Raw genomic sequence first — 26,304 nt, forward strand, 5'->3', positions numbered from 1 at the left:
GGCCGCCAACATGAGCAAGCGCAAGGTTATCCCGCTGCTGGTCTACATCCTGTTCCTGCTGGTACCGATCTACTGGCTGCTGAACATGTCGTTCAAGAGCAACACCGAAATCCTCGGTGGCCTGACCCTGTTTCCGCAGGACTTTACCTTCGCCAACTATAAGGTGATTTTCACCGACCCGAGCTGGTACACCGGCTACCTCAACTCGCTGTACTACGTCAGCCTCAATACGGTGATTTCCCTGAGTGTGGCGCTGCCTGCGGCCTATGCGTTCTCGCGCTACCGTTTCCTCGGCGACAAGCACCTGTTCTTCTGGCTGCTGACCAACCGCATGGCGCCGCCGGCGGTGTTTTTGCTGCCGTTTTTCCAGCTGTATTCCTCCATTGGCCTGTTCGATACGCATATCGCGGTGGCCCTGGCCCACTGCCTGTTCAACGTGCCGCTGGCGGTGTGGATTCTCGAAGGCTTCATGTCGGGTGTGCCCAAGGAAATCGACGAAACCGCCTACATCGACGGGTACGGCTTCCCCAAGTTTTTCGTGAAGATTTTCATCCCGCTGATTGGCTCGGGGATCGGCGTCACGGCGTTTTTCTGCTTCATGTTTTCCTGGGTCGAACTCCTGCTGGCACGCACGCTGACGTCGGTTAACGCCAAGCCCATCGCCGCCGTGATGACCCGCACGGTGTCGGCGTCCGGTATCGACTGGGGCGTGCTGGCGGCGGCGGGGGTGTTGACGATCCTGCCGGGCATGCTGGTGATCTGGTTTGTTCGCAACCACGTGGCCAAGGGCTTTGCCCTGGGCCGGGTCTGAGGAGTCGATGATGGAATGGATGGCCTGGACCACCCCGACTGCACTGTTCTTCGCCGCGATCGGCCTGCTGCTGGTCGGCATGACGACCTGGGAATTGCGTTCGCCGAGTATCCCCCGGCGCGGCTTGTTACCGATCAGCACCACCCGTGGTGATCGCTTGTTTATCGGTCTTCTCGGCAGCGCCTACCTGCATTTGTTGGTGATCGGCGTAACCGGCTGGAGCATCTGGGTGGCGTCCGCGCTGTCTCTGGTGTGGCTGTTGTCTGTGATGCGCTGGGGCTAGTTGCCCCTTTTGAACCCCAAAACCAGGAGGTCTCTATGTTCGATAAAAACAATAAGCTGCGACATAGCATTTCATTGGCGGCCGTGCTGGCGCTCAGCGGGCTCAGTGCTGCGGCCTGGGCGGATGCCTATGAAGACGCTGCGAAAAAATGGATCGGCAGTGAGTTCAAACCGTCGACCCTTACCGAAGCCCAACAGCTCGAAGAGCTGAAGTGGTTTATCAAGGCCGCGGAGCCGTTTCGCGGGATGAAGATCAACGTGGTGTCGGAAACCCTCACCACCCACGAGTATGAGTCCAAGGTGCTGGCCAAGGCCTTCAGCGAAATCACTGGGATCAAGCTGACTCACGACTTGCTGCAGGAAGGCGACGTGGTGGAAAAACTGCAAACCCAGATGCAGTCCGACAAGAATATCTATGACGGCTGGGTCAACGATTCCGACTTGATCGGTACGCACTTTCGCTATGGCAAGACCGAATCCATCACCGACCTGATGGCCAACGAAGGCAAGAACTTCACGTCGCCCACCCTGGACATCAAGGACTTCATCGGGATCTCGTTCACCACCGCGCCGGACGGCAAGATCTACCAGTTGCCCGACCAGCAGTTCGCCAACCTGTACTGGTTCCGCGCCGACTGGTTCGAACGGGCGGACCTGAAAGCCAAGTTCAAAGAGAAGTACGGTTATGAACTGGGCGTGCCGGTGAACTGGTCAGCCTACGAGGACATCGCCAAATTCTTCAGCGAAGACGTCAAGGAAATCGATGGCAAACGCGTCTACGGGCACATGGACTACGGCAAGAAAGACCCCTCCCTGGGCTGGCGTTTCACCGATGCCTGGTTCTCCATGGCCGGTGGCGGCGACAAGGGCCTGCCCAACGGGCTGCCGGTGGACGAGTGGGGCATTCGCGTGGAGGACTGCCACCCGGTGGGCTCCAGTGTGACCCGTGGTGGCGACACCAACGGCCCGGCGGCGGTGTATGCCACGCAGAAATACGTGGACTGGATGAAAGCCTACGCGCCACCGGAAGCGGCGGGCATGACCTTCTCCGAATCCGGCCCGGTGCCGTCCCAGGGCAACATCGCCCAGCAGATCTTCTGGTACACCGCGTTTACCGCCGACATGACCAAGCCGGGCCTGCCGGTGGTGAACGCCGACGGCACGCCGAAATGGCGCATGGCCCCATCGCCGGTCGGGCCGTATTGGGAAAAGGGCATGAAGAAGGGCTATCAGGACGTGGGCTCCTGGACCTTCCTCAAGTCGACGCCCGAGAAGCAGAAACTCGCGGCCTGGCTGTACGCGCAGTTCGTGACCTCGAAAACCGTGTCGCTGAAGAAAACCATCGTGGGCCTGACGCCGATTCGTGAGTCCGACATCAACTCCCAGGCCATGACCGACCTGGCGCCGAAACTCGGTGGCCTGGTGGAGTTCTACCGCAGCCCGGCCCGGGTGGAATGGACCCCGACCGGCACCAACGTGCCGGACTATCCACGGTTGGCGCAGTTGTGGTGGAGCCACATTTCGGAAGCGGCCAGCGGCGAAAAAACACCGCAACAGGCACTGGATGGCTTGGCCAAGGACCAGGACGCGATCATGACGCGCCTGGAGCGCTCCAAGGTGCAGCCGATTTGCGGGCCGAAGATGAACGAGGAAAGGGATGCGCAGTACTGGTTTGACCAGCCGGGTGCACCGAAGCCGAAGCTGGCGAATGAGAAACCGCAGGGCGAGACGGTCAGCTATAACGAGCTGCTGAAGTCGTGGGAGGCGGCGCGCAAGTAATCCAGACGCAGCAGATCAAAATGTGGGAGCCAGGTTTGTGTGGGAGCCGGGCTTGCCCGCGATGCAGGCACCTCGGTCTGTCAGTCAGACCGCGGTGATGCCATCGCAGGCAAGCCAGCTCCCACATAAGCCCGGTTCCCACATTTGCTTCGTGGTGTTTCTGAGAGGGGGGCTACTTGGGATACAACGGCGGCAAGCTGGTGCTGTCCCCCGCAGGGTCCTGCTCGCGCTCCGCCATCGGAATCGCCTTCACCGCTCGCCACAATTCCTCTCCCTGCCAATACTGCCCACTCTCGCTGTACAGCGCGCCGTTCAACCCATCCAACGCATCCGACAGCGGCACAAACCGCGCGGCCATATCGGCCAGCGTCTCCGGCTGTTGCCGTGCCCAGGCATCCAGCGCCTGGCGTGTGGCCTGTGGGTCGTTGGCCTGGCTCGCGCGCTTGAGGTCGTCCAGTAACGTACGCGGGCTCGGGCCGGTTTGCGCGGCACGCAGGATCGCCGGCTGCCAGCGCGCACGCCACCACAAGCCGAAGCCCAGCAGGGTGGTGCAGGCCAGGATCAGGCTGGTCAGTTGCCAGATCCACAGGCTGTCGTTGTCCGGTGCGGTGATCACGGTCGGGCTGGCCGGCGTGTCCACGATCAGGCTCGGGTTGGTCGCCACTTGCAGGGTGCGGGCCGGCAGGCTGGTGCGTTCCAGGTGGTCTTCGTGGGTGTTCCACCACACCACTTCCACCGGTGGCAGTTCGAGTGCGCCAACGCGGTTGGGCACCAGGGCTTCGCGGTCTTCACGGCTGCCGATCAGGCCGCGGTCGTTGTTCTGGTTGCTCAGCACCGGTTGGTCCGGGTAGCGGCGCAGGCCAGGGATGTCGCTCAGCGCCAGGGGCGGCAGTTGTGCGGCGGCCAGGCCTTCGGCTTTCAGGGTCAGGCTGCGGGTCAGGGAGTCGCCGACCTGCACGTGGTCCGGCTCGGGGTTCCAGCTTTCAGTCAGGGTCAGGCTGCGCGCCGGTAGCCAAGGGGCGTCTGCCGGGTATACAGCCGGCTTGGCCTTGACGGCCAGCGACAGCTCCGGCGAACTGACGTGGATCAGCTTGCCGGGTTTGGAGCCTTGGGGGTTATTGTCCTGGGCGGGCCGAGGCTCCACCAGGGTGGCGCTGAAAATCTGCGCCGGGATCGTCAAGCTGCCGCTGTGCTGCGGGTAAATCGCATACCGCGTTTCGATCACACCATGGCGGATGCCGTTGATGACTTTTTCGTAGGTGCGTGATTCACCGAGTTGCTCGATGCGCGTATCGGCGATCTGCAATGGCGTCAGGCTGCTGTCGTCGTACAGGGACACCGAGTGGTAGACGCGCACGGTCAGCAGCGCCTGGGCCTGGACGTAGACGCTGTCCTGGTCGAGGTTGGTTTCGATAAATACCGGCGCCAACTGGGTCTCGGTGTTCTGGCTGACGGTTTCCACCACTTGCAGGGTGATCGGTTGGGTCTTGAGTTCGCCGATCTGCAACGGCGGAATCACTACGGTGCCGGTCTCCTTGGGCAGCAGGGTGATGATCCAGCGGGTGGTGGCGTGGTTGTCGCCTGCCAGCGTGGTGAGCTGGTTGATCTGGCGGGTGCCGCTTACTTCAAATAGCGGGTCCAGTGGCGCCAGGTCCGGTTTGCCGAACAGCGTGACGTCGTTGGACTCCACCGTCAGTTCCACCGTCTCCCCGGAATTGATGCGGCTGCGGTCGACACTGGCCACCAGGCCGGCGGCCTGGGCCTGGCTGGCCCACAACGCGAGGGTGAGAAGAAGGGCGGTGCAGCGGTTCATCGAGTCTTGTCCTGATGTTGTTGCTGTTCGTACCAGAATTTGCGTCGCAGCAGCTCGCCGGGGTTGTCCGGGATCTGCCGCAGCCATTGTTCCAGGGCCTGGCGCTGTTCGCCTTCGATCGTGCCGTTTGCGGGGCGCAGGGGCGGCGTGGTGGTTTGCTCGTCACCCAACTCGCTGCCGGGCACCTCGTTGCTGCCGGCGTGGGGCGTGGCGCCGGTTTGTGTATCGGTTGCACCGGGTTGGCCCTGGCCCTGGGACGTCTGCTCGCCACCGGTGGCGGTCTGGCTGCTGGCGCCCGGTTGCGCAGTCTGGCCGGGTTGCGTGGTTTCGTCATCCTCGTTTTTTGCAGGCTTGGCCGGCTCGGTTTTTTCCGGTTCCTGCTGCATCAGGCTTTCCACCAGGGCTTTGTTCTTCAGCGCCGGCTGCAAGTCGGGCTGCGCTTCCAGGGCTTGCTCGTAGGCGTCGATCGCCGCTTCCAGCTCGCCGCTTTTGGCCAGGGCGTTGCCTCGATTGTAGTGGGAATAGGCGTCGCTGCCTTCGGCAAAACGCTTGGCCGCTTCGGCGTAGTTGCCCGCTTCATACAGCGCGACGCCTTGCCATTGCGGGTCTTCAAAATGTTCGGCAGCCTCGGCCGGGCGTTTTTTCTTCAGCAGCAATTGGCCTTGTTGGTCCGGGCGCAGCCACAGGTCCTGGAAGTCAAAGGCATAGCTGGGCTGCGGCGCGCCCAACAGCAGTAACGGCAAGAAGAACAGCCAGCCGCGGCGCCCAGCGCAGGCGGCCAGCAGCAACAGCGGCAAGAGCAGCCAATAACCCTGGTCGGCCCAGGTGTCGAGGTGCAGCAGTTGGCCGTCATTGCGCAGGCTTTGCGGGCCGTCCAGCAGGCCGAGGTGGCGCAGGTCCTTGTCGTCCAGGCGGGCCTGGCGGTAACGGCCGCCCATTTCGCTGGCGAAAGCCTTGAGGGTCGGACTGTCGAGGCGCGGCACGAGGATCGCGCCCTGGGCGTCCTTGAGGAATTCGCCGCTCTCCTGGGTCACTGGCGTGCCTTCGCGGCTGCCGATGCCGAGGATCGACAGGCTCGGCGCCTGGCTACCTTGTAACTGCAGGCGGATGCCCTGGCGTTCCTGCTTGGACAACGACGAGCCAATCAGCAGCAGTCGGCCCTGGCCGAGGCCGCCATGCTTGAGCAGGCTCAGGGCTTTTTCCACGGCCAGGTCGGCGCGATGGCCGGGCTCGGGCATGATCGAGGGGCGCAGGGCCTCCAGCAGGTTATGACTGGTGGCCAGATCGTCCGAGAGCGGCACCAGGGTGTGGGCGCTGCCGGCGTAGACCACGATGGCGGTCTGCGCATCGCTGCGGGCCTGGAGCAGGTCGAACAGCTTGCGCCGCGCCTGTTCGAGGCGGCTGGGCGGGCTGTCGGTGGCGAGCATTTCCGGGGTCAGTTCCAGCAGCACCACCAGCGGGTCGGCGGGTTTCTGACTGGACTGTTCCACGCGCTCCCAGCTTGGGCCGAGCAACGCCAGCACGGCCAGCAGCCAGGCAATCCCGAGCACCACCCACGGCGATTTGCTTTCGCGGCCACTGCCGCCGCTGAGCAACGCGGCATGGAAGGCTGGCGGCAGAATCATCTGCCAGCGCCCGGCGCGTTTCTGCCGGTGCCACAACTGCCACAGCAACCAGCCGAGCAGCGGCAGCAGCAACAGCCACCAGGGACGGAACCAGTGCGGCCACAGGGCGATCATCGACGCCTCCGCAAACGCAGGCGTTTCAGGCGCTCGCGCCATTCCGGGTTGGGTTGCAGGAAACGGCCCTTGCTGGACAGTTTGTTGAACAGCCGTTGCAAGGCGTTATCCGGCCAGCGTTCCTGGATCACCAGCAGCATGCTGAGGATCAGTGCCAACGCCAGCGGCGCGCTGTACAGCGCCTGGGCGGGGCGCGCCTGGGTCGGTTGCTGGGCCACGGGTTCGAGCTGGTCGAGGGTTTCCTTGATCTTCAGCAGTTCGTTGCCGTCGCGGGCGCGGAAGTAGCGGCCTCCGGTGGCCTCGGCGATGGCCTTGAGCGCCGGTTCGTCGAGGTCCAGGCTCGGGTTGACCCCGAGTATGCCCAGGGAGCCGGTTTGCTCGGGGTCGGCACCGATGCCGATCGGGTAGATTTTCACGCCTTCTTCGGCGGCCAGGCGGGCGGCGGTCAGCGGGTCGATTTCGCCGGCATTGTTGGCGCCGTCGGTGACCAGGATCAGCACCCGGCTTTGCGCAGGGCGCTGACGCAGGCGCTTGAGCGCCAGGCCGATGGCGTCGCCAATCGCGGTGTTCTTCCCGGCAATGCCGATTTTTGCCTCATCGAGCCAGGTGCGCACAGTGCGCCGGTCAAAGGTCAGCGGCGCTTGCAGATACGCCTGGCTGCCGAACAGGATCAGGCCTACGCGATCACCTTCGCGGCTTTCCAGGAAGTCCCCCAGCAGGTGCTTGACCAGGCTCAGGCGGCTGACGTCCTCGTCCTGCCACTGCATGTCGGGGAAGTCCATCGAGCCGGAGACGTCCACCGCCACCAGCAAATCGCGGCCACTGGCAGCAATGGGCAGCGGCTCGCCGAGCCATTCCGGGCGGGCGGCAGCGGTAAGCAGCAACAACCACAGGAACACGAACGGCGCTTGCTGGCGCCAGCCCGGCAGGTTGACTCGCGCGCGGCGGCGGGCCAGGCCTTCGAGATCGCTGAGGAAACTGACTTTCAGTGCCGGCTCGCCGCTGTCGGCCACTGGCAAGATGAGCCGCAGCAACCACGGCAATGGCAACAGGGCGAAGATCCACGGCCAGGCGAACTCAAACATGTTTGCGAATCCAGGTGTCGACGGCCTGGGTCAGACCGGCGATGGCCTTGTCGTCGAGTTTGCATTCGGGCTTGTAGGCGCCTTCCACCAGCACCATCCAGCGGGTCAGGCCGGCGGCGGGGCAGCGGTTGTCGAGGAACGCCAGCCATTTACGGCCGTTGAGGGTGTGGCTCTGGCTGTAGGGGTAGTCGTTGCGGCACAAGCGTTTGAGCAGGCCGTTGAGTTGTTGCAGCCAGGCACCGGCCGGCGCGCCGTCGTAGGGTTTGGGCATCAGGGCCAGCTCGGCGAGGGCGGCGATGCGCAACGGGTCCAGGGGTTGTTCGGCACGGGCCAGCGGGCGCTTGGCCGGCAGGAAACGCCGCAGCGACCACAAGCCCCAGCCTGCCAGCGGGAGGATCAGCAGCAACAGCCACCAGCCCGGCGCCGGCGGCCAGAAGCCGATCACCGGCGGGGCGATCAAGGGTTGCAGTTGGTCGAGGCTGCTCATTGCTTTTTAACCGGGCGTTGCGGGTTCAGGTATTCGCGCAGTTGCTCGACCATTTCACCCTGGGTGCTCAAGGGCATCAACAGCACTCGCAGCTTTTGCGCGAGCAGTTCCCAACGGGCGCTGCGGGCTTCGGCTTGGGCCTTGTAGGCCTGGCGCAGGTCAAAATTGAGGGTGTCCAGTTCCAGCTGTGCGCCGCGCTCGGCGAAGCGCAGCAGCCCGGCGGCGGGCAGGGCGTGGTCCAGCGGGTCGGAGACCGGCAACAGCAGCAGGTCGCAATGCCGCGACAGCAGGCTCAGCTGTTGCTCGGCGCCTTCGGTCAGGGCGCGTTCGTCGCAGATCACAATCACCAGGCTGCCCGGGCGCAGGACTTCCCGGGCCCGGCGCAAGGCCATGCCGAGGGCGTCGGCTTCCGGGCGACGCTCGGTGTTGAGGCTCTGGTTGACCCGCACCAGACGGTTGAGCAATTGCAGCAGGCTTTGTTTGCTGCGCCGGGGTTTGATTTCGTAGTGCTCGCTGTCGCCGAACACCAGGCCGCCGACGCGGTCGTTGTGACCCAGTGCTGCCCAACCGATCAGGCTCGCCGCCTGGGCTGCCAGCACCGACTTGAACATCTGGCCCGAGCCGAAAAACAGCCGGCAGCTTTGTTCCACCATGATGAAGATCGGCCGTTCGCGCTCTTCATGGAACAGCTTGGTATGGGGTTCCTGGGTGCGTGCGGTGACGCGCCAGTCGATGGTGCGTACGTCGTCGCCGGCCTGGTAAACCCGCACCTGGTCGAAGTCGACCCCGCGCCCGCGCAGTTTCGAGTGGTGCAGGCCGATCAGCGGGCTGCGCTGGCTTGGCGTGGAAAACAGCTGCACTTCCCGCACGCGATGGCGCATCTCGATCAATTCGCTCAGGGTGACACGGGTTCCATCGCCAGCGTTCATGGGCGTCAAGCGACGGCAACGACGTCGAGAATGCGCTGCACCACGCGGTCCTGGTCGATGCCGGCTGCTTCAGCCTCGAACGACAGAATGATGCGGTGGCGCAGCACGTCGAACAGCACCGCCTGGATGTCTTCCGGGCTGACGAAGTCGCGACCGGCCAGCCAGGCGTGGGCCCGGGCGCAGCGGTCCAGCGCAATCGAGCCACGGGGGCTGGCGCCGTAGGCAATCCACTCGGCCATTTCCGGGTCGAACTTGGCCGGGGTGCGGGTGGCCATGACCAGTTGCACCAGGTATTCCTCCACCGCGTCGGCCATGTACAGGCCGAGGATTTCCTTGCGGGCGGCGAAGATCGCCTGCTGGCTGACCCGGCGCTCGGGCTTGGTTTCGCCGTTGAGGGCTTCGCCACGGGCCTGCTGCAGGATGCGGCGCTCGACGGCGGCATCGGGGAAGCCGATTTTCACGTGCATCAGGAAGCGGTCGAGCTGGGCTTCGGGCAACGGGTAGGTGCCTTCCTGCTCGATCGGGTTTTGCGTGGCCATTACCAGAAACAGTGGCGACAGCTCATAGGTACTGCGCCCCACACTCACCTGGCGCTCGGCCATGGCTTCAAGCAAGGCCGACTGCACCTTGGCCGGGGCACGGTTGATTTCGTCCGCCAGCACCAGGTTGTGGAAGATCGGGCCTTGCTGGAACACGAAGCTGCCGGTTTCCGGGCGATAGATCTCGGTGCCGGTGATGTCGGCGGGCAGCAGGTCGGGGGTGAACTGGATGCGATGGAACTGTGCTTCGATCCCTTCGGCAAGCTCCTTGATGGCCTTGGTCTTGGCCAGCCCGGGAGCGCCTTCAACCAGCATATGACCATCGGCGAGCAGGGCAATGAGCAAGCGCTCGATGAGTTTTTCCTGGCCGAGAATCTGCGTTGAAAGAAAGGTTCGCAGCGCAAGCAGCGCTTCACGATGTTCCATCGATGACGGTTCCTGGAGAGGTGAGCCCCGGGCGTTGTTAAAAACGCCAGGGCCTGGGGGGCTTACTTTAATGCATCAGAGGGTGCGGCGACTAACGGCGCAGGGGGTATTTTTTGGGAATTGTGGGAAATGTCCGAGGTTTTTGCCGGCTGGAACCTACCTTTGTGGCGAGGGAGCTTGCTCCCGCTGGGTTGCGCAGCAGCCCCAATAAGGCGGCCAAGTTTTTCCAGACAGAGCGCAGTTGACTGGTTTGGGGCCGCTTCGCAGCCCAGCGGGAGCAAGCTCCCTCGCCACATTGAGCCGTTTTGGCTTCTAGATCCGGATATAGGTCCCGGTGCCCTTGAGAATGTTCTGCAAGGTTTCTTCCACTTCGGCCAGATCCGACTCCGCCGTGCCGTGGGTGATTTCCAGATGATCACTGCCGCCCAAGGCATCGGCGTCCGCTGCGCCAATCTCTACCAACAACGTCGTGGCACTCAGCGTGATCTTCAGCCCGTCCAGGGTCGACGGCTCGTAATCCCAGGTGATTTCCACCTCGTCCTCATCCGGATAACGGGTGACCATGAACATCTCGCCCTTGTCGCCGTGGCAGCAGAGCATGGCCATGTTGTCTTCTTCGTCATCGCACGGGTTGACGATCAGGTGGGCGGTGGTCAGTTGCAGTGGCATGGTTAATCCTGTCTGGGGGAGGGCGAAGCAGGGCAATTGTGCCATTGCGGCGAATTTTGTGCTGCATCGTGTGTCAGACCTTGTGGCATGACCTGACGGGCTATATCAGTCATTTCCGGTACTCGGCGCCTCGGGATTTCTCCGAAAACACCCGGTTGCCCAAGTCGCAACCCGCCAGCAGCGTGCCGATGACCGAATATGTCGCAGCGTCGCAAGCAGCACGCTTCCTACACTCGTTAAGCTGCGCAACGGATGTGCCTCGCCAGGAGTCTGACCTGCCCGTCGTACCGTCGCCTGGCTGGCAGCACATCTTATGGAAGTTGAATGTGACCTCATTGTCTTGTCCAGCTTCACCCACCTGTCACTCTGAATTCGTTACTGTAGACCGCGAACAGAGCTGACGGTCTCCCCGCAAGGGGATAACACGCGACGCTTCCATCAATAACAAGCCCAAGCGGAGTACCACAGATGGCGTTCTTCACCGCAGCCAGCAAAGCCGACTTCCAGCACCAACTGCAAGCGGCACTGGCGCAGCACATCAGTGAACAGGCACTGCCACAAGTGGCGCTGTTCGCTGAACAATTCTTCGGCATCATTTCCCTGGATGAACTGACCCAGCGTCGCTTGTCCGACCTGGCCGGTTGCACCCTGTCTGCCTGGCGCCTGCTTGAGCGCTTTGATCACACCCAACCGCAAGTGCGGGTCTACAACCCCGATTACGAACGTCACGGCTGGCAATCGACCCACACGGCGGTCGAAGTGCTGCACCACGACCTGCCCTTCCTGGTGGACTCGGTGCGTACCGAGCTGAATCGCCGTGGCTACAGCATCCACACCCTGCAAACCACCGTGCTCAGCGTGCGTCGTGGCAAGAAGGGCGAGCTGCTGGAAATCCTGCCCAAAGGCACCCAGGGCGAAGACGTTCAGCAAGAATCGCTGATGTACCTGGAAATCGACCGCTGCGCCAACGCCGCCGAGCTGAATGTCCTGAGCAAGGAACTTGAGCAGGTACTGGGCGAAGTGCGCGTTGCTGTCGCCGATTTCGAACCGATGAAAGCCAAGGTCCAGGAACTGCTGGCCGGTATCGACGCCAGCTCCTACGTGATCGACGGCGAAGAAAAAGCCGAGATCAAGAGCTTCCTGGAATGGCTGGTGGGCAACCACTTCACCTTCCTGGGCTATGAAGAGTTTGTGGTACGTGACGAGGCGGATGGCGGTCATATCGAATATGACGCCAACTCGTTCCTCGGTCTGACCAAACTGCTGCGCCCAGGCCTCACCGCCGACGACCTGCGCATCGAAGACTACGCGGTGAATTACCTGCGTGAACCGGCCGTGCTGTCGTTCGCCAAGGCCGCTCACCCAAGCCGCGTGCACCGCCCGGCCTACCCGGACTACGTGTCGATCCGCCAGATCGATGCCGACGGCAAGGTCATCAAGGAATGCCGCTTCATGGGCCTCTACACCTCTTCGGTGTACGGCGAAAGCGTGCGGGTGATCCCGTATATCCGCCGCAAGGTCACGGAAATCGAGCGTCGCTCGGGCTTCCAGGCCAAGGCGCATTTGGGCAAGGAACTGGCCCAGGTGGTCGAGGTTCTGCCCCGTGACGATCTGTTCCAGACCCCGGTGGACGAGCTGTTCAGCACCGTGATGTCGATCGTGCAGATCCAGGAACGCAACAAGATCCGCGTGTTCCTGCGCAAAGACCCGTACGGCCGCTTCTGCTACTGCCTGGCCTACGTGCCACGCGACATCTATTCCACCGAAGTGCGCCAGAAGATCCAGCAAGTGCTGATGGATCGCCTGAAAGCCTCGGACTGCGAGTTCTGGACCTTCTTCTCCGAATCCGTACTGGCTCGGGTCCAGCTGATTCTGCGGGTAGACCCGAAGAACCGCCTGGACATCGACCCGCTGCAACTGGAAAAAGAAGTGGTGCAGGCCTGCCGCAGCTGGCAGGACGACTACTCCAGCCTGGTGGTGGAAAGCTTTGGCGAGGCCCATGGCACCAACGTGCTGGCGGATTTCCCGAAAGGCTTCCCGGCCGGCTACCGTGAGCGCTTCGCCGCGCATTCGGCTGTGGTCGACATGCAGCACTTGCTCAGCCTGACCGAAGCCAACCCGCTGGTGATGAGCTTCTACCAGCCGCTGGGCCAGGTTTCCGGCCAGCGCGAGCTGCACTGCAAGCTGTATCACGCCGACACCCCGCTGGCGCTGTCCGACGTGCTGCCGATCCTGGAAAACCTCGGCCTGCGTGTACTGGGTGAATTCCCGTACCGCCTGCGTCATGCCAATGGCCGCGAGTTCTGGATTCACGATTTCGCGTTCACCGCCGCCGAAGGCCTGAACCTCGACATCCAGCAGCTCAACGACACCCTGCAGGACGCGTTCGTGCACATCGTCAACGGCGATGCCGAGAACGATGCGTTCAACCGCCTGGTACTGACCGCCGGCCTGCCATGGCGCGACGTGGCGTTGCTGCGTGCCTACGCCCGCTACCTGAAGCAGATTCGCCTGGGCTTCGACCTGGGTTATATCGCCAGCACCCTGAACAACCACACCGACATCGCCCGCGAGTTGACCCGGTTGTTCAAGACCCGTTTCTACCTGGCGCGCAAGCTGACCGCCGAAGACCTGGAAGACAAGCAGCAGCGCCTGGAACAGGCCATTCTGACCGCCCTGGACGACGTTCAGGTGCTCAACGAAGACCGCATCCTGCGTCGCTACCTGGACCTGATCAAGGCCACCCTTCGGACCAACTTCTACCAGGCGGATGCCAGCGGTCAGAACAAGTCGTACTTCAGCTTCAAGTTCAACCCGCACGCGATTCCTGAATTGCCGAAGCCGGTGCCGAAGTTTGAAATCTTCGTCTACTCGCCACGGGTTGAAGGCGTGCACCTGCGCTTTGGTAACGTCGCTCGCGGCGGCCTGCGCTGGTCCGATCGTGAAGAAGACTTCCGTACCGAAGTGCTGGGCCTGGTAAAAGCCCAGCAGGTGAAGAACTCGGTCATCGTGCCGGTGGGCGCGAAGGGCGGCTTCCTGCCGCGTCGCCTGCCATTGGGCGGCAGCCGGGACGAGATCGCGGCCGAGGGCATCGCCTGCTACCGCATCTTCATTTCCGGCCTGCTGGACATCACCGACAACCTGAAAGACGGCGCCCTGGTGCCACCGTTGAACGTGGTGCGCCACGACAACGATGACCCGTACCTGGTGGTGGCCGCGGACAAGGGCACTGCGACCTTCTCCGACATCGCCAACGGCATCGCCATCGACTACGGCTTCTGGCTGGGTGACGCGTTTGCGTCCGGTGGTTCTGCCGGTTACGACCACAAGAAAATGGGCATCACCGCCAAGGGCGCGTGGGTGGGCGTGCAGCGTCACTTCCGTGAGCGCGGCATCAACGTCCAGCAAGACAGCATCACCGTGGTGGGCGTGGGCGACATGGCCGGCGACGTGTTCGGCAACGGCCTGTTGATGTCAGACAAGCTGCAACTGGTCGCGGCCTTCAACCACCTGCACATCTTCATCGATCCAAACCCGACCCCGGCCAACAGCTTCGCTGAACGTCAGCGCCTGTTCGACCTGCCGCGCTCGGCCTGGACCGACTACGACACCAGCATCATGTCGGAAGGCGGCGGTATCTTCTCGCGCAGCGCGAAGAGCATTGCCATCTCGCCACAGATGAAAGAACGCTTCGACATCCAGGCCGACAAGCTGACCCCGACCGAACTGCTGAACGCCCTGCTCAAGGCACCGGTGGACCTGTTGTGGAACGGCGGTATCGGTACCTACGTCAAGGCCAGCACCGAGAGCCATGCCGACGTGGGCGACAAGGCCAACGACGCCCTGCGCGTGAATGGCAACGAACTGCGCTGCAAGGTGGTGGGCGAGGGCGGTAACCTCGGCATGACCCAATTGGGTCGTGTGGAATTCGGCCTCAATGGCGGCGGTTCGAACACCGACTTCATCGACAACGCCGGCGGTGTGGACTGCTCCGACCACGAAGTGAACATCAAGATCCTGCTCAACGAAGTGGTGCAGGCCGGTGACATGACCGACAAGCAGCGCAACCAGTTGCTGGCGAGCATGACCGACGAAGTCGGCAGCCTGGTGTTGGGCAACAACTACAAGCAAACCCAGGCCCTGTCCCTGGCTGCCCGCAAAGCGTTTGAGCGAGCAGCCGAGTACAAGCGCCTGATGAGCGACCTGGAAGGCCGTGGCAAGCTGGACCGTGCCATCGAGTACCTGCCTTCGGAAGATCAACTGACCGAGCGTGCCGCCACCGGTAAGGGCCTGACCCGGCCGGAACTGTCGGTACTGATCTCCTACAGCAAGATCGACCTCAAGGAAGCGCTGCTCAAATCCCTGGTACCGGATGACGACTACCTGACCCGTGACATGGAGACCGCGTTCCCGCCGAGCCTGGTGGCCAAGTTCTCCGAAGCCATGCGTCGCCACCGTCTGAAGCGCGAGATCGTCAGCACCCAGATCGCCAACGACCTGGTCAACCACATGGGCATCACCTTCGTTCAGCGACTCAAAGAGTCCACCGGCATGAGCCCGGCGAACGTGGCCGGTGCCTACGTGATCGTGCGTGACATCTTCCACCTCCCGCACTGGTTCCGTCAGATCGAAGCCCTGGACCACCAGGTCTCGGCTGAAGTGCAGCTGGCATTGATGGACGAACTGATGCGCCTGGGCCGCCGTGCCACACGCTGGTTCCTGCGCAGCCGTCGCAACGAGCAGGATGCTGCCCGTGACGTCGCGCACTTCGGTCCGCACCTGGCGGCGTTGGGCCTCAAGCTCGACGAACTGCTGGAAGGCCCGACCCGCGAAGGCTGGCAGAACCGTTATCAGGCGTATGTCGAAGCCGGTGTGCCGGAGCTGTTGGCGCGCATGGTGGCGGGCACCACGCACCTGTACACCTTGCTGCCGATCATCGAAGCGGCTGACGTTACCGGTCAGAGCGCTGCGGATGTGGCCAAGGCGTACTTCGCCGTCGGTAGCGCCCTGGACTTGCCGTGGTACCTGCAGCAGATCAGCGATCTGCCGGTGGGCAACAACTGGCAGGCCCAGGCGCGTGAAGCCTTCCGCGATGACGTGGACTGGCAGCAACGGGCGATCACCATCAAGGTTCTGCAAATGGCCGATGCGCCAGAAAACATGGAAGCCCGCGTGGCCCTGTGGCTTGAGCAGAACGCGAGCATGGTGGAGCGCTGGCGCGCAATGATGGTGGAGATTCGTGCTGCGGTGGGCACGGACTACGCCATGTACGCGGTGGCCAACCGTGAGTTACTGGATTTGGCGTTGAGCGGTCAGTCGGTGCTGTAACGGGACTGATTGAGCGGTAAAACAAAAAGCCCGGTATCGAAAGATGCCGGGCTTTTTTGTGCACATTGATTGGGGGCTTGGTTAACCCTGTGGCGAGGGGGCTTGTCCCCCGTTGGGCTGCGTAGCAGCCCCATTCCAGTCACCCTATTTATTCAGGAAAAATGCGTGTGCGGGTTTAGGGTCGCTACGCAGCCCAACGGGGGACAAGCCCCCTCACCACAAGTTAGCGGTGCTCCTGATTGCTGCGCAGTAATTTGGCTTCCAGGTGGTCCAGATGTCGGGTCATCAAGGTGACGGCGGTACCGGCATCGCCTTGCTCCACCGCATCCACAATCGCCATGTGCTCCTGCCACGCGCAATACGTGCAGGCCTTGGCCTCAAACTGCGCAATCGCCAACGAGGTCAACGGCACCAGGCTGTTGAGAAATTGTGCCAGCGGCGCGTTGCCCGCAATTGCCGCCAATTGCAGGTGAAATTCCCCGGAAAGGCGAATCGCCGGGCCACGCTCGTCACGCTCGATGCAGTCGCGCTCCCGTGCGATCAACTCCCGCAGTTGGCGGATCTGCGCCGGTTTCGCCTGGGCACACGCCAACTGCACCACGGTGATTTCCGTCAGGCGTCGCGCCTCGAGAATCTGCTGGGTCTGTTGTGCATCCGGTGCCGCCACCTGGGCCCGATGGTTGGGCCGAAGGATGATCACTTGCTGGTGCGACAGCCGCGCCAGCACTCGGCGAATGACGCTGCGGCTGACGCCAAAACTTTGCCCGAGGCTCTCCTCGGTAAAACGGCTGGCGGGGGCGATGCGTTGCTCGAGAATGGCGTCGAACAGGGCCGGGTAGATGTCGTCCACCGAGAGCTTCGGCTTGCCCACCAGGCGCAACGGCGTGAATGGGAACGGGGTGTGCAGGGCGTGAGCGGTCATGGGCGGTCTCCAAAAAGTCAGCTACCCAGATGGTCGTCCGGGATGTTCAAGCGAATGCCCATGCGCAAGCCTTCCTGCAGGATGTGCCGGCGCATTTCGGCGCTGGCCAGGGCGCTGTTCTTGTTGCGGATCGCGCGCACCACGGCGTCGTTTTCCTGCAGGCGTTCCGCCAGGTGTTCGGGGGAGTTGCGCAGTACCTGGGCGCTTTGCTTGAGGGCGTTGCTGGTCTGTTGCACCACGTTCTGGAAGATCGGGTTGGAGGTCAGGGCGAACAGTTCTTCGTGGAACGCGATGTAGGCGTTCATCCCGGCTTCGCTGTCGCCGGCATCCAGGGCTTCGCGCATGTCCATCAGGGTCAGGCGCAGTTGCCCGACTTCCTTGCTGCTGATGGATTGGGCCACCAGGCCGACGATAAAGGGTTCGAGGGTGTAGCGCAGTTGCAGGATGTCTTCGAGGCTGGCCTCGGCCACGCCGCTGTCCTGGGCCTGGGATTCGTTGAGGGTGGTTTCCAGCACCACCACGCCCTTGCCGGGCATGGAGCGCACCAGGCCGAGGGTTTCGAGCACGATCACCGCTTCGCGCAGGCTCGGGCGGCTGATGCCCAGTTGCTCCGCCAGTTCACGCTGGCCGGGCAGCATCTCGCCGCGCCGCCACTGACCCCTCGCCAGGGCGGCGCGCAGTTTTTCTACCACTGAATTGACGACGGTTGAGGTGCTGATCACGTCTACGTCTCCTTGAAGTTGCAAATACGGTAGTGAATCCAGCGAAGATCTATTGTGGGAGCTGGCTTGCCTGCTCCCACATTGGATTTGTGCTGTCTTAGAACTCCTGGTGCGCCGGCAGCACCGGTTTCTTGGCCTGAAAGGCATACCCGTGTTGCCCGTCCAGTACCTTGTTGGCGCGCTGGATATCGATGTCTTTTTCCCAACGGGCGATGGCCACGGTGGCGACGCAGTTGCCGATCAGGTTGGTCAGCGCCCGGCCAATCCCCATGAACCAGTCCACTGCCAGCACCAGTACCAGGCCCACCACCGGAATCGCCGGGATCGCGGTCAGTGTCGCCGCCAGGATCACCAGCGCCGAGCCGGGAATCCCGTGGGCGCCCTTGGAGGTGATCAGCGACACCAGCAGGATGGTCAGCAGGTCGGTCATCGACAGCGGCGTGCCGGTGGCGTTGGCGATAAACACGATGGCCAGGGTCAGGTAGATCGAGAAACCGTCGAGGTTGAACGAGTACCCCGTCGGAATCACCAGGCCCACGGTAGAGCTGCCGATGCCGAGGTGCTCCAGTTTACGCATGATCTGGGGCAACACTGCATCGGAGGACGCGGTGCCCATCACGATCAACAGTTCTTCGCGCAGGTACTTGAGCAGCGGCAGCATCCGCAGGCCCGACAGGCGCATCACCAGGCCGAGAATCACCGCGACGAACAGGAAGCAGGTGAGGTAGAACAGGCCCACCAGGCTGCCCAGGTGTTGCAGGGAGTCCAGGCCGTAGGTGCTGGTGGTGAAGGCGATCGCGCCGAACACGCCGATGGGCGCCAGGCGCACGATCATGCCCATGATGCGGAAGATCACGTGGCTCAGTTCGTTGATCAATCGCGAGATGCCGGAGGCGGCTTCGCCCACCAGGTTCAGCGCGCTGCCGAACAACACCGAGAACAACAGCACTTGCAGCACGTTGTTGTCCGCGAAGGCGCCGATCACCGAGTTGGGGATCAGGTCCATCAGGAACTGGCTGGTGCCCTTGATGTGCTGGCCTTTGTCGGCCAGTTCATTCAGGCCGGCAGACGACAGTTGTTCCAGGTGGATATTGGCGCCAGTGCCGATCCCGGTGCTGAAGGCCATGATCAGGCCAATCACCAGGGCCACGGTGGTCAGCGCTTCGAAGTAGATCACCGACTTGAGGCCGATGCGCCCGACTTTCTTCAAGTCGCCGGCGCCGGAAATACCGCTGACCACCACGCAGAACACGATCAGGCCAATCAGCATCTTGATCAGCTTGATAAAGCCGTCACCCAGGGGTTTGAGTTGCGAGGAGAATTCGGGGAGGGCGAGGCCGCAGATTATGCCGATCACCAGGCCAATCACGACTTGCAGGAAAATCGAACGCGAGCACCATCTGAGCATGGGAAGGATCTCTATTCGGTGCCCTGGTGGGTCCAGGGCTTAATTGTTGTGGTCTGACCGGTATGTCCAGTGCGAAGCCAGTCTACGCTCGGTTTTTTTCCAGCTGCAAGTAAATATTACCGGGATGGCGGGTACCGGTCTGACCAGTTGGTTCGCAAGGTCGGAGCTTGAGCGGTTGGCGGCCCGGAATTTTTTTCGCTTATTATCCCGGGCTCGGTTCACAAGGTGAGTTATGGATATTCCAGGATTGATAACGGACGCGGCGGGCATCACGAGCTGCACGTGGCGCACGGCGGCGCCGGAGTACCCGCATTACCACGACCACGAGTGGGGCGTGCCGGTGGCCGAGGACATTGCGCTGTACGAGAAGATTTGCCTCGAGGGCTTTCAGGCGGGCATGGCGTGGATCACCATCCTGCGCAAGCGCGAGGCGTTTCGCCGGGCGTTCGAGGGCTTTGATTTTCGCCGGGTGGCGCAGTACACCGAGCAGGACATCGAGCGACTGATGGCTGACCCGGGCATCGTGCGCAATCGCGCCAAAATTGTGTCCACCATCAATAACGCCCGGCGCGCGTGTGAACTGGTGGATGAAACCGGTTCGCTGGCGGCGTGGCTGTGGTCGTTTGAACCGTCCGCCGATGAGCGCCCGGCGCAGGTCGACCTGGCGTACTGGACGGCCAACCCCACGTCAGCTGCGTCAACACGTTTGTCCAAGGCCCTGAAGAAACGCGGCTGGAGCTACGTGGGCCCGACCACGATGTATGCGTTCATGCAGGCGATGGGCATGGTCAACGACCACCTTGAAGGGTGCGTCTGCCGGCCTCGAATCGAACACCTGCGCCACCACTTCAAACGACCCTGAGCCCCTGACTGTGCGCGGTTAAAACTGTGGGAGCTGGCTTGCCTGCGATGGCGGTGGATCAGCAAACACAACTGTGTCTGATACACCGCCATCGCAGGCAAGCCAGCTCCCACAGGAGGGTGCGGTGGCGCGGGTTAGTGGGGCAGCGGCGTGAGCACGTCGGCCTTGTCATCCATCACCATCACCACCAGCAATTTCGCCGGTTGGGTCTGGCTGGCATTGCTGGATTCAAAGTGCCGCGAGCCGGCGGGTTCATAGAACGATTGGCCGACCGTGTAGGTGATCGCCTTTTCATCGTTGACCCGCGAGGTGATTGCACCTTCCAGCACATAGGCCACGGCCGTGCCGGTGTGGCTATGGGGCACGGTGGCCTGGCTCGGGGCGTAGTCCACGGTGAGCATGATGGTTTTCTTGCCCGGAACGTTGGTCAGGGCGTGCTCTTGCAATACGTTGATTTTCTCCTGGTTGTACACCGGGTCGTGGGCAAAGGCGCTTAACGAGGCCAGCAGCAGGGTGGTGCCGAGCAGTACTTTCATGGCGATGCTTCCGGGAAGTGTTAGACCTCTTCACCCTACGCGCAGGCCATGGAGCGACCAATAACCAATCCGCCGGAAAATCCCTCAGCCAATCTCTTGCAGGATGTCGCGCACCTTGTCCAGCGCCGGGTCGATATCCAGGGTTTCAATGGCGCCGAAACCAATGATCAACCCGTCGCGTACCGGGGCGTCATGGAAGAACACACTCAACGGGTACAGGCCGACTTCGACCTTGCGGGCCAACTCCATCAGCAGTGGGATATTCACCGGCACCTTGCACAGCGCGGCCATATGGAACCCGGCCACGGTGGGCACCGTTTCGAACCACGGCGACAGGTCACCGGCCAGGCGCTTGAGAATGCGCTCCCGGCGTCCCGCGTACACGGTATGGCAGCGACGAATATGCTTGAGCAGATAACCTTCGCTGATGAACTTGGCCAGGGCCCACTGCGGCAGGGTGGAGCTGTGTTGGTCGGTGAGTTGCTTGGCCTTGAGCACCGCGCCAAAAATCGCCGGAGGCAGCACGGCGTAGCCCAGGCGCAGTTCCGGCAACAGGGTTTTCGAGAAGGTCCCGACGTAGGTGACCACCCCCCGGGTGTCCATGCTTTGCAGCGAGTCCGTAGGGCGACCCTCGTAGCGGAATTCGCTGTCGTAGTCGTCTTCGATGATGATCGCGCCCAGCTCGAACGCCCGCGCCAGCAAGGCCTCGCGACGCGCCAGGCTCATGGGCATGCCGAGGGGGAACTGGTGGGACGGCGTCACATAGATCAGCCGGGTGCCGTCGGGAATCCGTTCAACCTGGATGCCCTGTTCGTCGACCGGCACGCCGACTACCGTGGCGCCCACGGCGTTGAACATCAGCCGCGCCGGGGTGTAGCCGGGGTCTTCCATGGCTACGATGCTTCCCGGTTCGAGTACCACGCGGGCGATCAGGTCCAGCGCCTGCTGGGCGCCGTTGGTGACCACGATGTCGGCATCCCGGCATTTGACCCCGCGGGAAAACGCAATATGCCCGGCGATCGCATTGCGCAAGGCCGGCAAGCCCTCAGGCTGGCTGTAGTAACCGCTGTTCTGGGCGATGCGGCGCAAGGCGTCCTGGGTGCAGCGGCGCCATTCTTCCTGGGGGAACTGGCTGCGGGTGGTGGCGCCCCCGATAAACTCACAACGCAAGGTGCCGTCCCGGGTCGGGTGGCGCATGGGGGAGGGCAGTGATTGCCACTTGGCGAGGTTGGCGGCACAGGCCAGGTCTGTAGCGGTTTGCAAACGCTCGGAGCGCGGCGCCCGGGCGTTGACGAAGGTGCCACGGCCGATCTTGCCCACCAGCAGGCCTTCGTAGGTCAGCGTGGCGTAGGTGTCGGACACCGTCTTGCGTGACACGCCCAATTGCTCGGCCAACAGCCGGCTGGGTGGCAGCTGCGCGCCGGCCGCCAGTTGTCCCGACTCAATGGCCGCGCGCAGTTGCTGGTAAAGCTGTTCGGCCAGATCCTTGCGGCCGTTGATGACGACGTGCAGTTCCATGTTTCATCCAGAGGCGATCGATCCCTGGCAAGGTTACCCGTAACCGTCGCGGCCCGGTATCGCCAAAATGGTCCCCTCATAAACCGGTCATTTGGCTATAGGCCTTATGCCGCGCGGCCTTTAGGCTGGGCCGTCATTGCATTTGCCACTGGGGCCATACCGATGGAAGCTCGCCTGGATTACTACACCGCCTCGCCACAAGCGCTCAAGGGTATGCTGATGCTGGAAGCGGCGACCTTTGGCTTGTCCATCGAAAAGCCCTTGCTGGAGCTGATCAGGATCCGCGTTTCGCAGCTCAATCAATGCGGATTCTGCACGGACATGCACTCGATGGCGGCTCGTCAGCGCGGGGAGAGTGAGCGGCGGCTGTTCGCATTGTGCGTGTGGCGAGACTCGCCGTTTTTTAACCCGAGGGAGAAGGCTGCCCTGGCCTGGAGCGAGTCGGTGGCTACGCTGCCGACCTCCCGTGTGCCGGACGAATTATTCGCGGCGATGCGCGTGGAATTCAGCGAGCAGGAGCTGGTGGACCTGACCATGGCGGTGTCCAGTATCAGTGCCTGGAACCGCCTGGCCGTAGGGTTTCGCCAGCAACCGCCGAACGATTGATCAGGACAGGAAACCACCGTCCACGTTCAGCGAAATGCCCGTGGTGTAGCTTGATGCGTCACTGGCCAGGTACAGCACCGCGCCGGCCATTTCGCTCGGGTCGGCCACGCGCTTGAGGGGAATCTGGGCCAGGGCCATTTTCAGGATCGAGTCGTTTTTCACCAGCGCCGAGGCGAACTTGGTGTCGGTCAGGCCCGGCAGCAGCGCGTTGCAACGAATGCCGAACGGCGCGCATTCCTTGGCGAAGACCTTGGTCATGTTGATCACGGCGGCTTTGGTCACCGAGTAGATGCCCTGGAACACGCCCGGCGAAATCCCGTTGATCGACGCCACGTTGATGATGCTGCCGCCGCCGTTCTCGCGCATCAGCTTGCCGGCTTCCACCGACATGAAGAAGTAGCCGCGAATGTTCACGTCGACGGTCTTCTGGAACGCGCCGAGGTCGGTGTCCAGCACGTTGCAGAACTGCGGGTTGGTGGCGGCGTTGTTGACCAGGATATCCAGGCGGCCGAACTGTTCGCGGATCGCGGCAAACACGCTGGTGATCTGCTCCATTTCACCAATGTGGCAGGCAATGGCCGTGGCCTTGCCGCCGTCGGCGATGATCGCGTCGGCCACGTGCTGGCAGCCGTCGATCTTGCGGCTCGACACGATCACGTGGGCGCCTTGCTGGGCGAGCAACTTGGCGATGGCCTCACCGATACCGCGGCTGGCGCCGGAAACGAAAGCGATCTTGCCGTCGAGGTCGAACAGTTGAGTCTTGGACATGGTTTTTCCTTGAAGAGGGTCAGAGGGAAGACTGTTTGATGACATTCAGGCTCATCTGCTCCAGCAGCTTGTTCATGTGAATGAACTGTGCAAAGCGTTTGTCCTGGGTCTGGCCATGGAAGAAGCGGTAGTAGATCTGCTGCACGATGCCGGCCAGGCGGAACAGGCCGTAGGTGTAGTAGAAGTCGAAGTTGTCGATCCGGATCCCGGAGCGCTCGGCGTAGTAGTCGACGAACTGGCGGCGGGTGAGCATGCCGGGGGCGTTGCTCGGCTGGCGCCGCATCAGTTGTACCGGCGCCGGGTCGGCCGCTTCGATCCAGTAGGCGAGGGTGTTGCCCAGGTCCATCAGCGGGTCGCCGAGGGTGGTCAGTTCCCAGTCCAGCACACCGATGATCTGCATCGGGTTATGCGGGTCGAGGATCACGTTGTCGAAGCGGTAGTCGTTGTGGACGATGCTCGAGGTGGGGTGATCGGCCGGCATCTTGTCGTTGAGCCAGGCACGTACCGCTTCCCAGCTTGGCGCGTCGGGGGTCAGGGCTTTCTCGTAGCGGTCGCTCCAGCCGCGAATCTGCCGTTCCACGTAGCCGTCAGGCTTGCCCAGGTCGGCCAGGCCGCAGGCGGTGTAGTCCACCTGGTGCAGCTCGACGAACTTGTCGATAAAGCTTTTGCACAGGGCTTCGGTTTTCGTCGCATCCAGGCCCAGCTCGGGCGGCAGGTCGGAGCGCAGGATGATGCCGTTGACGCGCTCCATCACATAGAACTCGGCACCGATCACCGACTCGTCGGTGCAGTGCACGTAGGCCTTGGGGCAGTACGGGAACCCGTCCTTGAGCTGGTTGAGAATCCGGTATTCGCGGCCCATGTCGTGGGCGGACTTGGCCTTGTGGCCAAAGGGTGGGCGACGCAGCACGAATTCCTGGCCGGGGTATTCCAGCAGATACGTGAGGTTGGAGGCGCCTCCCGGGAACTGGCTGATCTTGACGCTGCCGCTCAAGCCCGGAATATGGGCCTTGAGGTAGGGATCGATGAGGCTGGCATCAAGTTCTTCGCCGGGGCGAATCTGGGTCGATTGGTCATTAAGCGCCATGCTTATCCCTTCTGCTTATTCTTAAGGCCTTGGACTATTGGCTAATCTAATGCGCGCAGCCGCCACGCCACAAGGTTGAGGCGGCTTAATAGGTTAGCGTGTTGGCCGATGATCAGCGGGCTTGATGTGCTCAGATCACCAGAATTGCACGCCCGCTGGGGTTGCAGGACAGGTTGGCACCGATCTCGACTTTTGCCAGGTCGATGCCCAGGCCGGCGAGCAGGTTGTTGACCAGCGGGTCGAGGAGTGGGCTGAGCACGCTGGAGATAATGCCGGTGAGGAGATTGAGTACGCCCGTCACCAGGCCGACCACCAGGTTCAGCACCAACCCCAAAAGCCCGCCCTGCGTGGGTGGATGGTTGATCAGTTGGATGCCACTGAGGGTGTTGCTCAAGCTGCCGACCACGTTGCTGGAACTGAAACTGAAGTAGGCGGGGGGCTGCTTCACCTCGGGTGGCGACGCGTAGGTGTGGTTGCGGGTGGTCTTGGCCACGCTGCTGTCGACTCTCAGGCTGATGCCGCCGACGGCATAGGGTTGCCGAGGGTCGCAGACGCCCTTGCTGCAGGTTTGTATGCCCAGGTCGAGCAATGGGAACTCGTCGACGCTTAGCGGGACGCTGGAGGAGAACAGGTTTTTCGGGTCGATCTGGCCGACCATCAACCGTACGGCAGAAGTAGTGCCCACCACCGACAACGATTTGTCCGCAGGCCCATTGCAGCGATAGCCAGTCACCTCGCTGCTGCCGCTGGCTGCTTCCAGGGCCACGTCGAGCTTGGTACCGATTTTTGCGTCCAGGGAGCTGCCCAATAACAGCCCCAGCAGGCCTGTCACCCCGCCTACCACATCGTTCAGCACGCCGACCACGGGCAAGTTCACCGAGATCAACGTCCTGACTTGCGCGGTCCTGACATAGATCGGCTGGGTGGCGATCAGCTTGGGATTGCCAATGGCGGAAACCTGCGCCGGTTCAATCACCTTGGTCTTGACCGTGATATTCAGCAGGCCCAATACATCGATCGGCAACTCCACCGCCACGGCGTTGTACTTGTTCGACAGTTGCACAAACCCCTGAATCAGATTGAACAGTTGCAGGTTGACGTCCAGGGCGCTCTTGTCGGTGCCGTTCTGGATGGTCAGCAAGTCGCCCAGGTGCAGGATCTTCGTGCCGGGGGCAATCAGCTTGATTGCCTCCAGGTTATTGATCACCACCTTGACCGCATCGCCCCCCAGCTTGAGCACATCAATCGCGGCCTGGATCAAATCGCCGACGCTGGCGTCGGTCTTGAGCAGTTCGTCGTAATTGCCCGCGCTGACGTTAAGCCGAATCGCCAGGGCGTCCAGGTAACCGAGCAGGTTGATATTGGCCTTGATCAAACCCTCCCAGCCCAATGCGTCGAGCTGCAACTTGCCCCCCAGCAGCCCACCGATCAAGGCGTTGAGCGCTGCGGACTTGGTGCTGTCCACGGTCAATAGCGTGCTGCGGATGGTCAGCACGGCCACCGGTGGCGCGGGTACTGCGGCCACGGCCACGGCGCGCAATTGGATCGTCGGGTCGAACGCTCCCGGGGAGAACAACATGAAGAGGCCGTTGGCGATGCTGGTGGCCACGCGATGAGTGGCGATGACCTGAATCGCATCGGCCTTGGAGGGGTTGGGGCTGAAGGCACGCATGAAGTCAGCCCCGGTCACCAGGGTGCCACAGGCGGTGCTGAGGGAACGGTTGTTGTCGATCGGGAAGTCATTGCGGGCCGCGCTTTGGATGGCGAATTGTGCGGCGTTGGTATTCGGCGTGATGCAAGCGCCGCCGCGAGTCACCACCTCCAGCGCTGCGGTGTCGGCCACGCGTTGCAACTTGCGCTTTTCCAGGTACAGCCGGCCGCTGTCGACCACCAGCAACAAGAATAACAGCGCGATCCCGAGGGTCATCGCGCCCATCAGTCCTATCGCGCCGCGTTGGCGCGTTGGGCCGGGTCCATGGCAAACCATC

21 protein-coding genes are annotated in these 26,304 nt (G+C 62.5%); 6 read left to right on the plus strand and 15 right to left on the minus strand.

The genetic code is table 11. The features are described 5' to 3' along the window. The first annotated feature begins 10 nt into the window (after positions 1–10). The 3 genes from HKK54_RS24460 to HKK54_RS24470 are packed head-to-tail and all read left to right on the plus strand — an operon-like array spanning position 11 to position 2,872. Positions 11–811 (plus strand): carbohydrate ABC transporter permease, encoded by an 801-nt coding sequence (locus tag HKK54_RS24460; RefSeq protein ID WP_169388112.1) that lies wholly within the window; start codon positions 11–13, stop codon positions 809–811. Positions 812–821: 10 nt separating this feature from the next. Continuing rightward, positions 822–1,094: a DUF2160 domain-containing protein gene (locus HKK54_RS24465; RefSeq protein WP_010173082.1), complete on the plus strand. Its 273-nt coding sequence runs from the start codon at positions 822–824 to the stop codon at positions 1,092–1,094. A gap of 35 nt (positions 1,095–1,129) precedes the next feature. After that, positions 1,130–2,872, plus strand: a complete 1,743-nt coding sequence (locus HKK54_RS24470; protein WP_003218534.1) for an ABC transporter substrate-binding protein — start codon at positions 1,130–1,132, stop codon at positions 2,870–2,872. A 172-nt stretch (positions 2,873–3,044) separates the two neighbouring features. Here HKK54_RS24470 and HKK54_RS24475 read toward each other — a convergent pair whose 3' ends face one another. From HKK54_RS24475 to HKK54_RS24505, 7 genes are all read right to left on the minus strand, one after another. Further along, positions 3,045–4,685, minus strand: a complete 1,641-nt coding sequence (locus HKK54_RS24475; protein WP_010173080.1) for a BatD family protein — start codon at positions 4,683–4,685, stop codon at positions 3,045–3,047. After that, the gene (locus HKK54_RS24480) at positions 4,682–6,424 is read right to left on the minus strand and encodes a tetratricopeptide repeat protein (protein WP_010173078.1); all 1,743 of its coding nucleotides are present in this window, start codon (positions 6,422–6,424) and stop codon (positions 4,682–4,684) included. Before HKK54_RS24480 ends, HKK54_RS24475 begins: the two co-directional genes overlap by 4 nt. Further along, the gene (locus HKK54_RS24485; protein ID WP_010173076.1) at positions 6,421–7,509 is read right to left on the minus strand and encodes a vWA domain-containing protein; all 1,089 of its coding nucleotides are present in this window, start codon (positions 7,507–7,509) and stop codon (positions 6,421–6,423) included. Before HKK54_RS24485 ends, HKK54_RS24480 begins: the two co-directional genes overlap by 4 nt. Beyond that, positions 7,502–7,996 carry a DUF4381 domain-containing protein gene (locus HKK54_RS24490; RefSeq protein WP_010173073.1) on the minus strand — a complete coding sequence of 165 codons (495 nt, stop codon included), beginning with the start codon at positions 7,994–7,996 and terminating at the stop codon, positions 7,502–7,504. The genes HKK54_RS24485 and HKK54_RS24490 overlap by 8 nt, the downstream gene beginning before the upstream one ends. After that, entirely contained in the window at positions 7,993–8,925 is a 933-nt protein-coding gene (locus tag HKK54_RS24495) for a DUF58 domain-containing protein (RefSeq protein WP_003218540.1), read from the minus strand. Before HKK54_RS24495 ends, HKK54_RS24490 begins: the two co-directional genes overlap by 4 nt. A gap of 5 nt (positions 8,926–8,930) precedes the next feature. Further along, positions 8,931–9,890 carry an AAA family ATPase gene (locus HKK54_RS24500; RefSeq protein ID WP_003218556.1) on the minus strand — a complete coding sequence of 320 codons (960 nt, stop codon included), beginning with the start codon at positions 9,888–9,890 and terminating at the stop codon, positions 8,931–8,933. A 312-nt stretch (positions 9,891–10,202) separates the two neighbouring features. Continuing rightward, entirely contained in the window at positions 10,203–10,559 is a 357-nt protein-coding gene (locus HKK54_RS24505; RefSeq protein ID WP_169388113.1) for a hypothetical protein, read from the minus strand. Between the two features lie 468 nt (positions 10,560–11,027). On the opposite strand from HKK54_RS24505, the gene HKK54_RS24510 reads away from it, so the two are divergent. After that, a complete protein-coding gene (locus HKK54_RS24510; protein WP_169388114.1) occupies positions 11,028–15,887 on the plus strand; it encodes an NAD-glutamate dehydrogenase in 4,860 nt (1,619 codons plus the stop codon). Between the two features lie 223 nt (positions 15,888–16,110). Here HKK54_RS24510 and HKK54_RS24515 read toward each other — a convergent pair whose 3' ends face one another. From HKK54_RS24515 to HKK54_RS24525, 3 genes are all read right to left on the minus strand, one after another. After that, positions 16,111–16,809 carry a GntR family transcriptional regulator gene (locus HKK54_RS24515; RefSeq protein WP_169388115.1) on the minus strand — a complete coding sequence of 233 codons (699 nt, stop codon included), beginning with the start codon at positions 16,807–16,809 and terminating at the stop codon, positions 16,111–16,113. A 17-nt stretch (positions 16,810–16,826) separates the two neighbouring features. After that, positions 16,827–17,531 (minus strand): FadR/GntR family transcriptional regulator, encoded by a 705-nt coding sequence (locus tag HKK54_RS24520; RefSeq protein WP_169388116.1) that lies wholly within the window; start codon positions 17,529–17,531, stop codon positions 16,827–16,829. A 97-nt stretch (positions 17,532–17,628) separates the two neighbouring features. Continuing rightward, positions 17,629–18,939: a C4-dicarboxylate transporter DctA gene (locus HKK54_RS24525; protein ID WP_010173045.1), complete on the minus strand. Its 1,311-nt coding sequence runs from the start codon at positions 18,937–18,939 to the stop codon at positions 17,629–17,631. A 232-nt stretch (positions 18,940–19,171) separates the two neighbouring features. On the opposite strand from HKK54_RS24525, the gene HKK54_RS24530 reads away from it, so the two are divergent. Next, a complete protein-coding gene (locus tag HKK54_RS24530) occupies positions 19,172–19,801 on the plus strand; it encodes a DNA-3-methyladenine glycosylase I (protein ID WP_169388117.1) in 630 nt (209 codons plus the stop codon). A gap of 134 nt (positions 19,802–19,935) precedes the next feature. Here the strand turns inward: HKK54_RS24530 and HKK54_RS24535 are convergent, their stop codons facing one another. After that, complete coding sequence (locus tag HKK54_RS24535) at positions 19,936–20,337, minus strand: cupin domain-containing protein (protein ID WP_169388118.1); 402 nt, start codon at positions 20,335–20,337, stop codon at positions 19,936–19,938. Positions 20,338–20,421: 84 nt separating this feature from the next. Beyond that, the gene (pdxR, locus tag HKK54_RS24540; RefSeq protein ID WP_169388119.1) at positions 20,422–21,855 is read right to left on the minus strand and encodes a MocR-like pyridoxine biosynthesis transcription factor PdxR; all 1,434 of its coding nucleotides are present in this window, start codon (positions 21,853–21,855) and stop codon (positions 20,422–20,424) included. A 162-nt stretch (positions 21,856–22,017) separates the two neighbouring features. Here pdxR and HKK54_RS24545 point away from each other — a divergent pair, with 162 nt between their 5' ends. Beyond that, the gene (locus HKK54_RS24545) at positions 22,018–22,461 is read left to right on the plus strand and encodes a carboxymuconolactone decarboxylase family protein (RefSeq protein WP_010173037.1); all 444 of its coding nucleotides are present in this window, start codon (positions 22,018–22,020) and stop codon (positions 22,459–22,461) included. Here HKK54_RS24545 and HKK54_RS24550 read toward each other — a convergent pair whose 3' ends face one another. The 3 genes from HKK54_RS24550 to HKK54_RS24560 form a co-directional block, all read right to left on the minus strand. Continuing rightward, a complete protein-coding gene (locus tag HKK54_RS24550; RefSeq protein ID WP_010173034.1) occupies positions 22,462–23,229 on the minus strand; it encodes an SDR family oxidoreductase in 768 nt (255 codons plus the stop codon). It lies immediately after the preceding gene. 19 nt (positions 23,230–23,248) lie between these two features. Further along, the gene (locus HKK54_RS24555; protein WP_169388120.1) at positions 23,249–24,316 is read right to left on the minus strand and encodes a phosphotransferase family protein; all 1,068 of its coding nucleotides are present in this window, start codon (positions 24,314–24,316) and stop codon (positions 23,249–23,251) included. 130 nt (positions 24,317–24,446) lie between these two features. Beyond that, positions 24,447–26,303, minus strand: a complete 1,857-nt coding sequence (locus HKK54_RS24560; protein ID WP_169388121.1) for a pilus assembly protein TadG-related protein — start codon at positions 26,301–26,303, stop codon at positions 24,447–24,449. Position 26,304 lies beyond the last annotated feature (1 nt).

It is taken from the genome of Pseudomonas sp. ADAK13, from assembly GCF_012935715.1.
Lineage (GTDB): Bacteria > Pseudomonadota > Gammaproteobacteria > Pseudomonadales > Pseudomonadaceae > Aquipseudomonas.

Bases quoted from the DNA above. Each gene is read 5' to 3' on its own strand.
- HKK54_RS24535 (WP_169388118.1), bottom strand. From the start codon at position 20,337: ATGAAAGTACTGCTCGGCACCACCCTGCTGCTGGCCTCGTTAAGCGCC.
- HKK54_RS24560 (WP_169388121.1), bottom strand. From the start codon at position 26,303: ATGGTTTGCCATGGACCCGGCCCAACGCGCCAACGCGGCGCGATAGGA.
- HKK54_RS24550 (WP_010173034.1), bottom strand. From the start codon at position 23,229: ATGTCCAAGACTCAACTGTTCGACCTCGACGGCAAGATCGCTTTCGTT.
- HKK54_RS24505 (WP_169388113.1), bottom strand. From the start codon at position 10,559: ATGCCACTGCAACTGACCACCGCCCACCTGATCGTCAACCCGTGCGAT.
- HKK54_RS24530 (WP_169388117.1), top strand. From the start codon at position 19,172: ATGGATATTCCAGGATTGATAACGGACGCGGCGGGCATCACGAGCTGC.
- HKK54_RS24495 (WP_003218540.1), bottom strand. From the start codon at position 8,925: ATGAACGCTGGCGATGGAACCCGTGTCACCCTGAGCGAATTGATCGAG.
- HKK54_RS24460 (WP_169388112.1), top strand. From the start codon at position 11: ATGAGCAAGCGCAAGGTTATCCCGCTGCTGGTCTACATCCTGTTCCTG.
- HKK54_RS24525 (WP_010173045.1), bottom strand. From the start codon at position 18,939: ATGCTCAGATGGTGCTCGCGTTCGATTTTCCTGCAAGTCGTGATTGGC.
- HKK54_RS24510 (WP_169388114.1), top strand. From the start codon at position 11,028: ATGGCGTTCTTCACCGCAGCCAGCAAAGCCGACTTCCAGCACCAACTG.
- HKK54_RS24490 (WP_010173073.1), bottom strand. From the start codon at position 7,996: ATGAGCAGCCTCGACCAACTGCAACCCTTGATCGCCCCGCCGGTGATC.
- HKK54_RS24480 (WP_010173078.1), bottom strand. From the start codon at position 6,424: ATGATCGCCCTGTGGCCGCACTGGTTCCGTCCCTGGTGGCTGTTGCTG.
- HKK54_RS24545 (WP_010173037.1), top strand. From the start codon at position 22,018: ATGGAAGCTCGCCTGGATTACTACACCGCCTCGCCACAAGCGCTCAAG.
- HKK54_RS24555 (WP_169388120.1), bottom strand. From the start codon at position 24,316: ATGGCGCTTAATGACCAATCGACCCAGATTCGCCCCGGCGAAGAACTT.
- HKK54_RS24515 (WP_169388115.1), bottom strand. From the start codon at position 16,809: ATGACCGCTCACGCCCTGCACACCCCGTTCCCATTCACGCCGTTGCGC.
- HKK54_RS24465 (WP_010173082.1), top strand. From the start codon at position 822: ATGGAATGGATGGCCTGGACCACCCCGACTGCACTGTTCTTCGCCGCG.
- HKK54_RS24500 (WP_003218556.1), bottom strand. From the start codon at position 9,890: ATGGAACATCGTGAAGCGCTGCTTGCGCTGCGAACCTTTCTTTCAACG.
- pdxR (WP_169388119.1), bottom strand. From the start codon at position 21,855: ATGGAACTGCACGTCGTCATCAACGGCCGCAAGGATCTGGCCGAACAG.
- HKK54_RS24475 (WP_010173080.1), bottom strand. From the start codon at position 4,685: ATGAACCGCTGCACCGCCCTTCTTCTCACCCTCGCGTTGTGGGCCAGC.
- HKK54_RS24485 (WP_010173076.1), bottom strand. From the start codon at position 7,509: ATGTTTGAGTTCGCCTGGCCGTGGATCTTCGCCCTGTTGCCATTGCCG.
- HKK54_RS24470 (WP_003218534.1), top strand. From the start codon at position 1,130: ATGTTCGATAAAAACAATAAGCTGCGACATAGCATTTCATTGGCGGCC.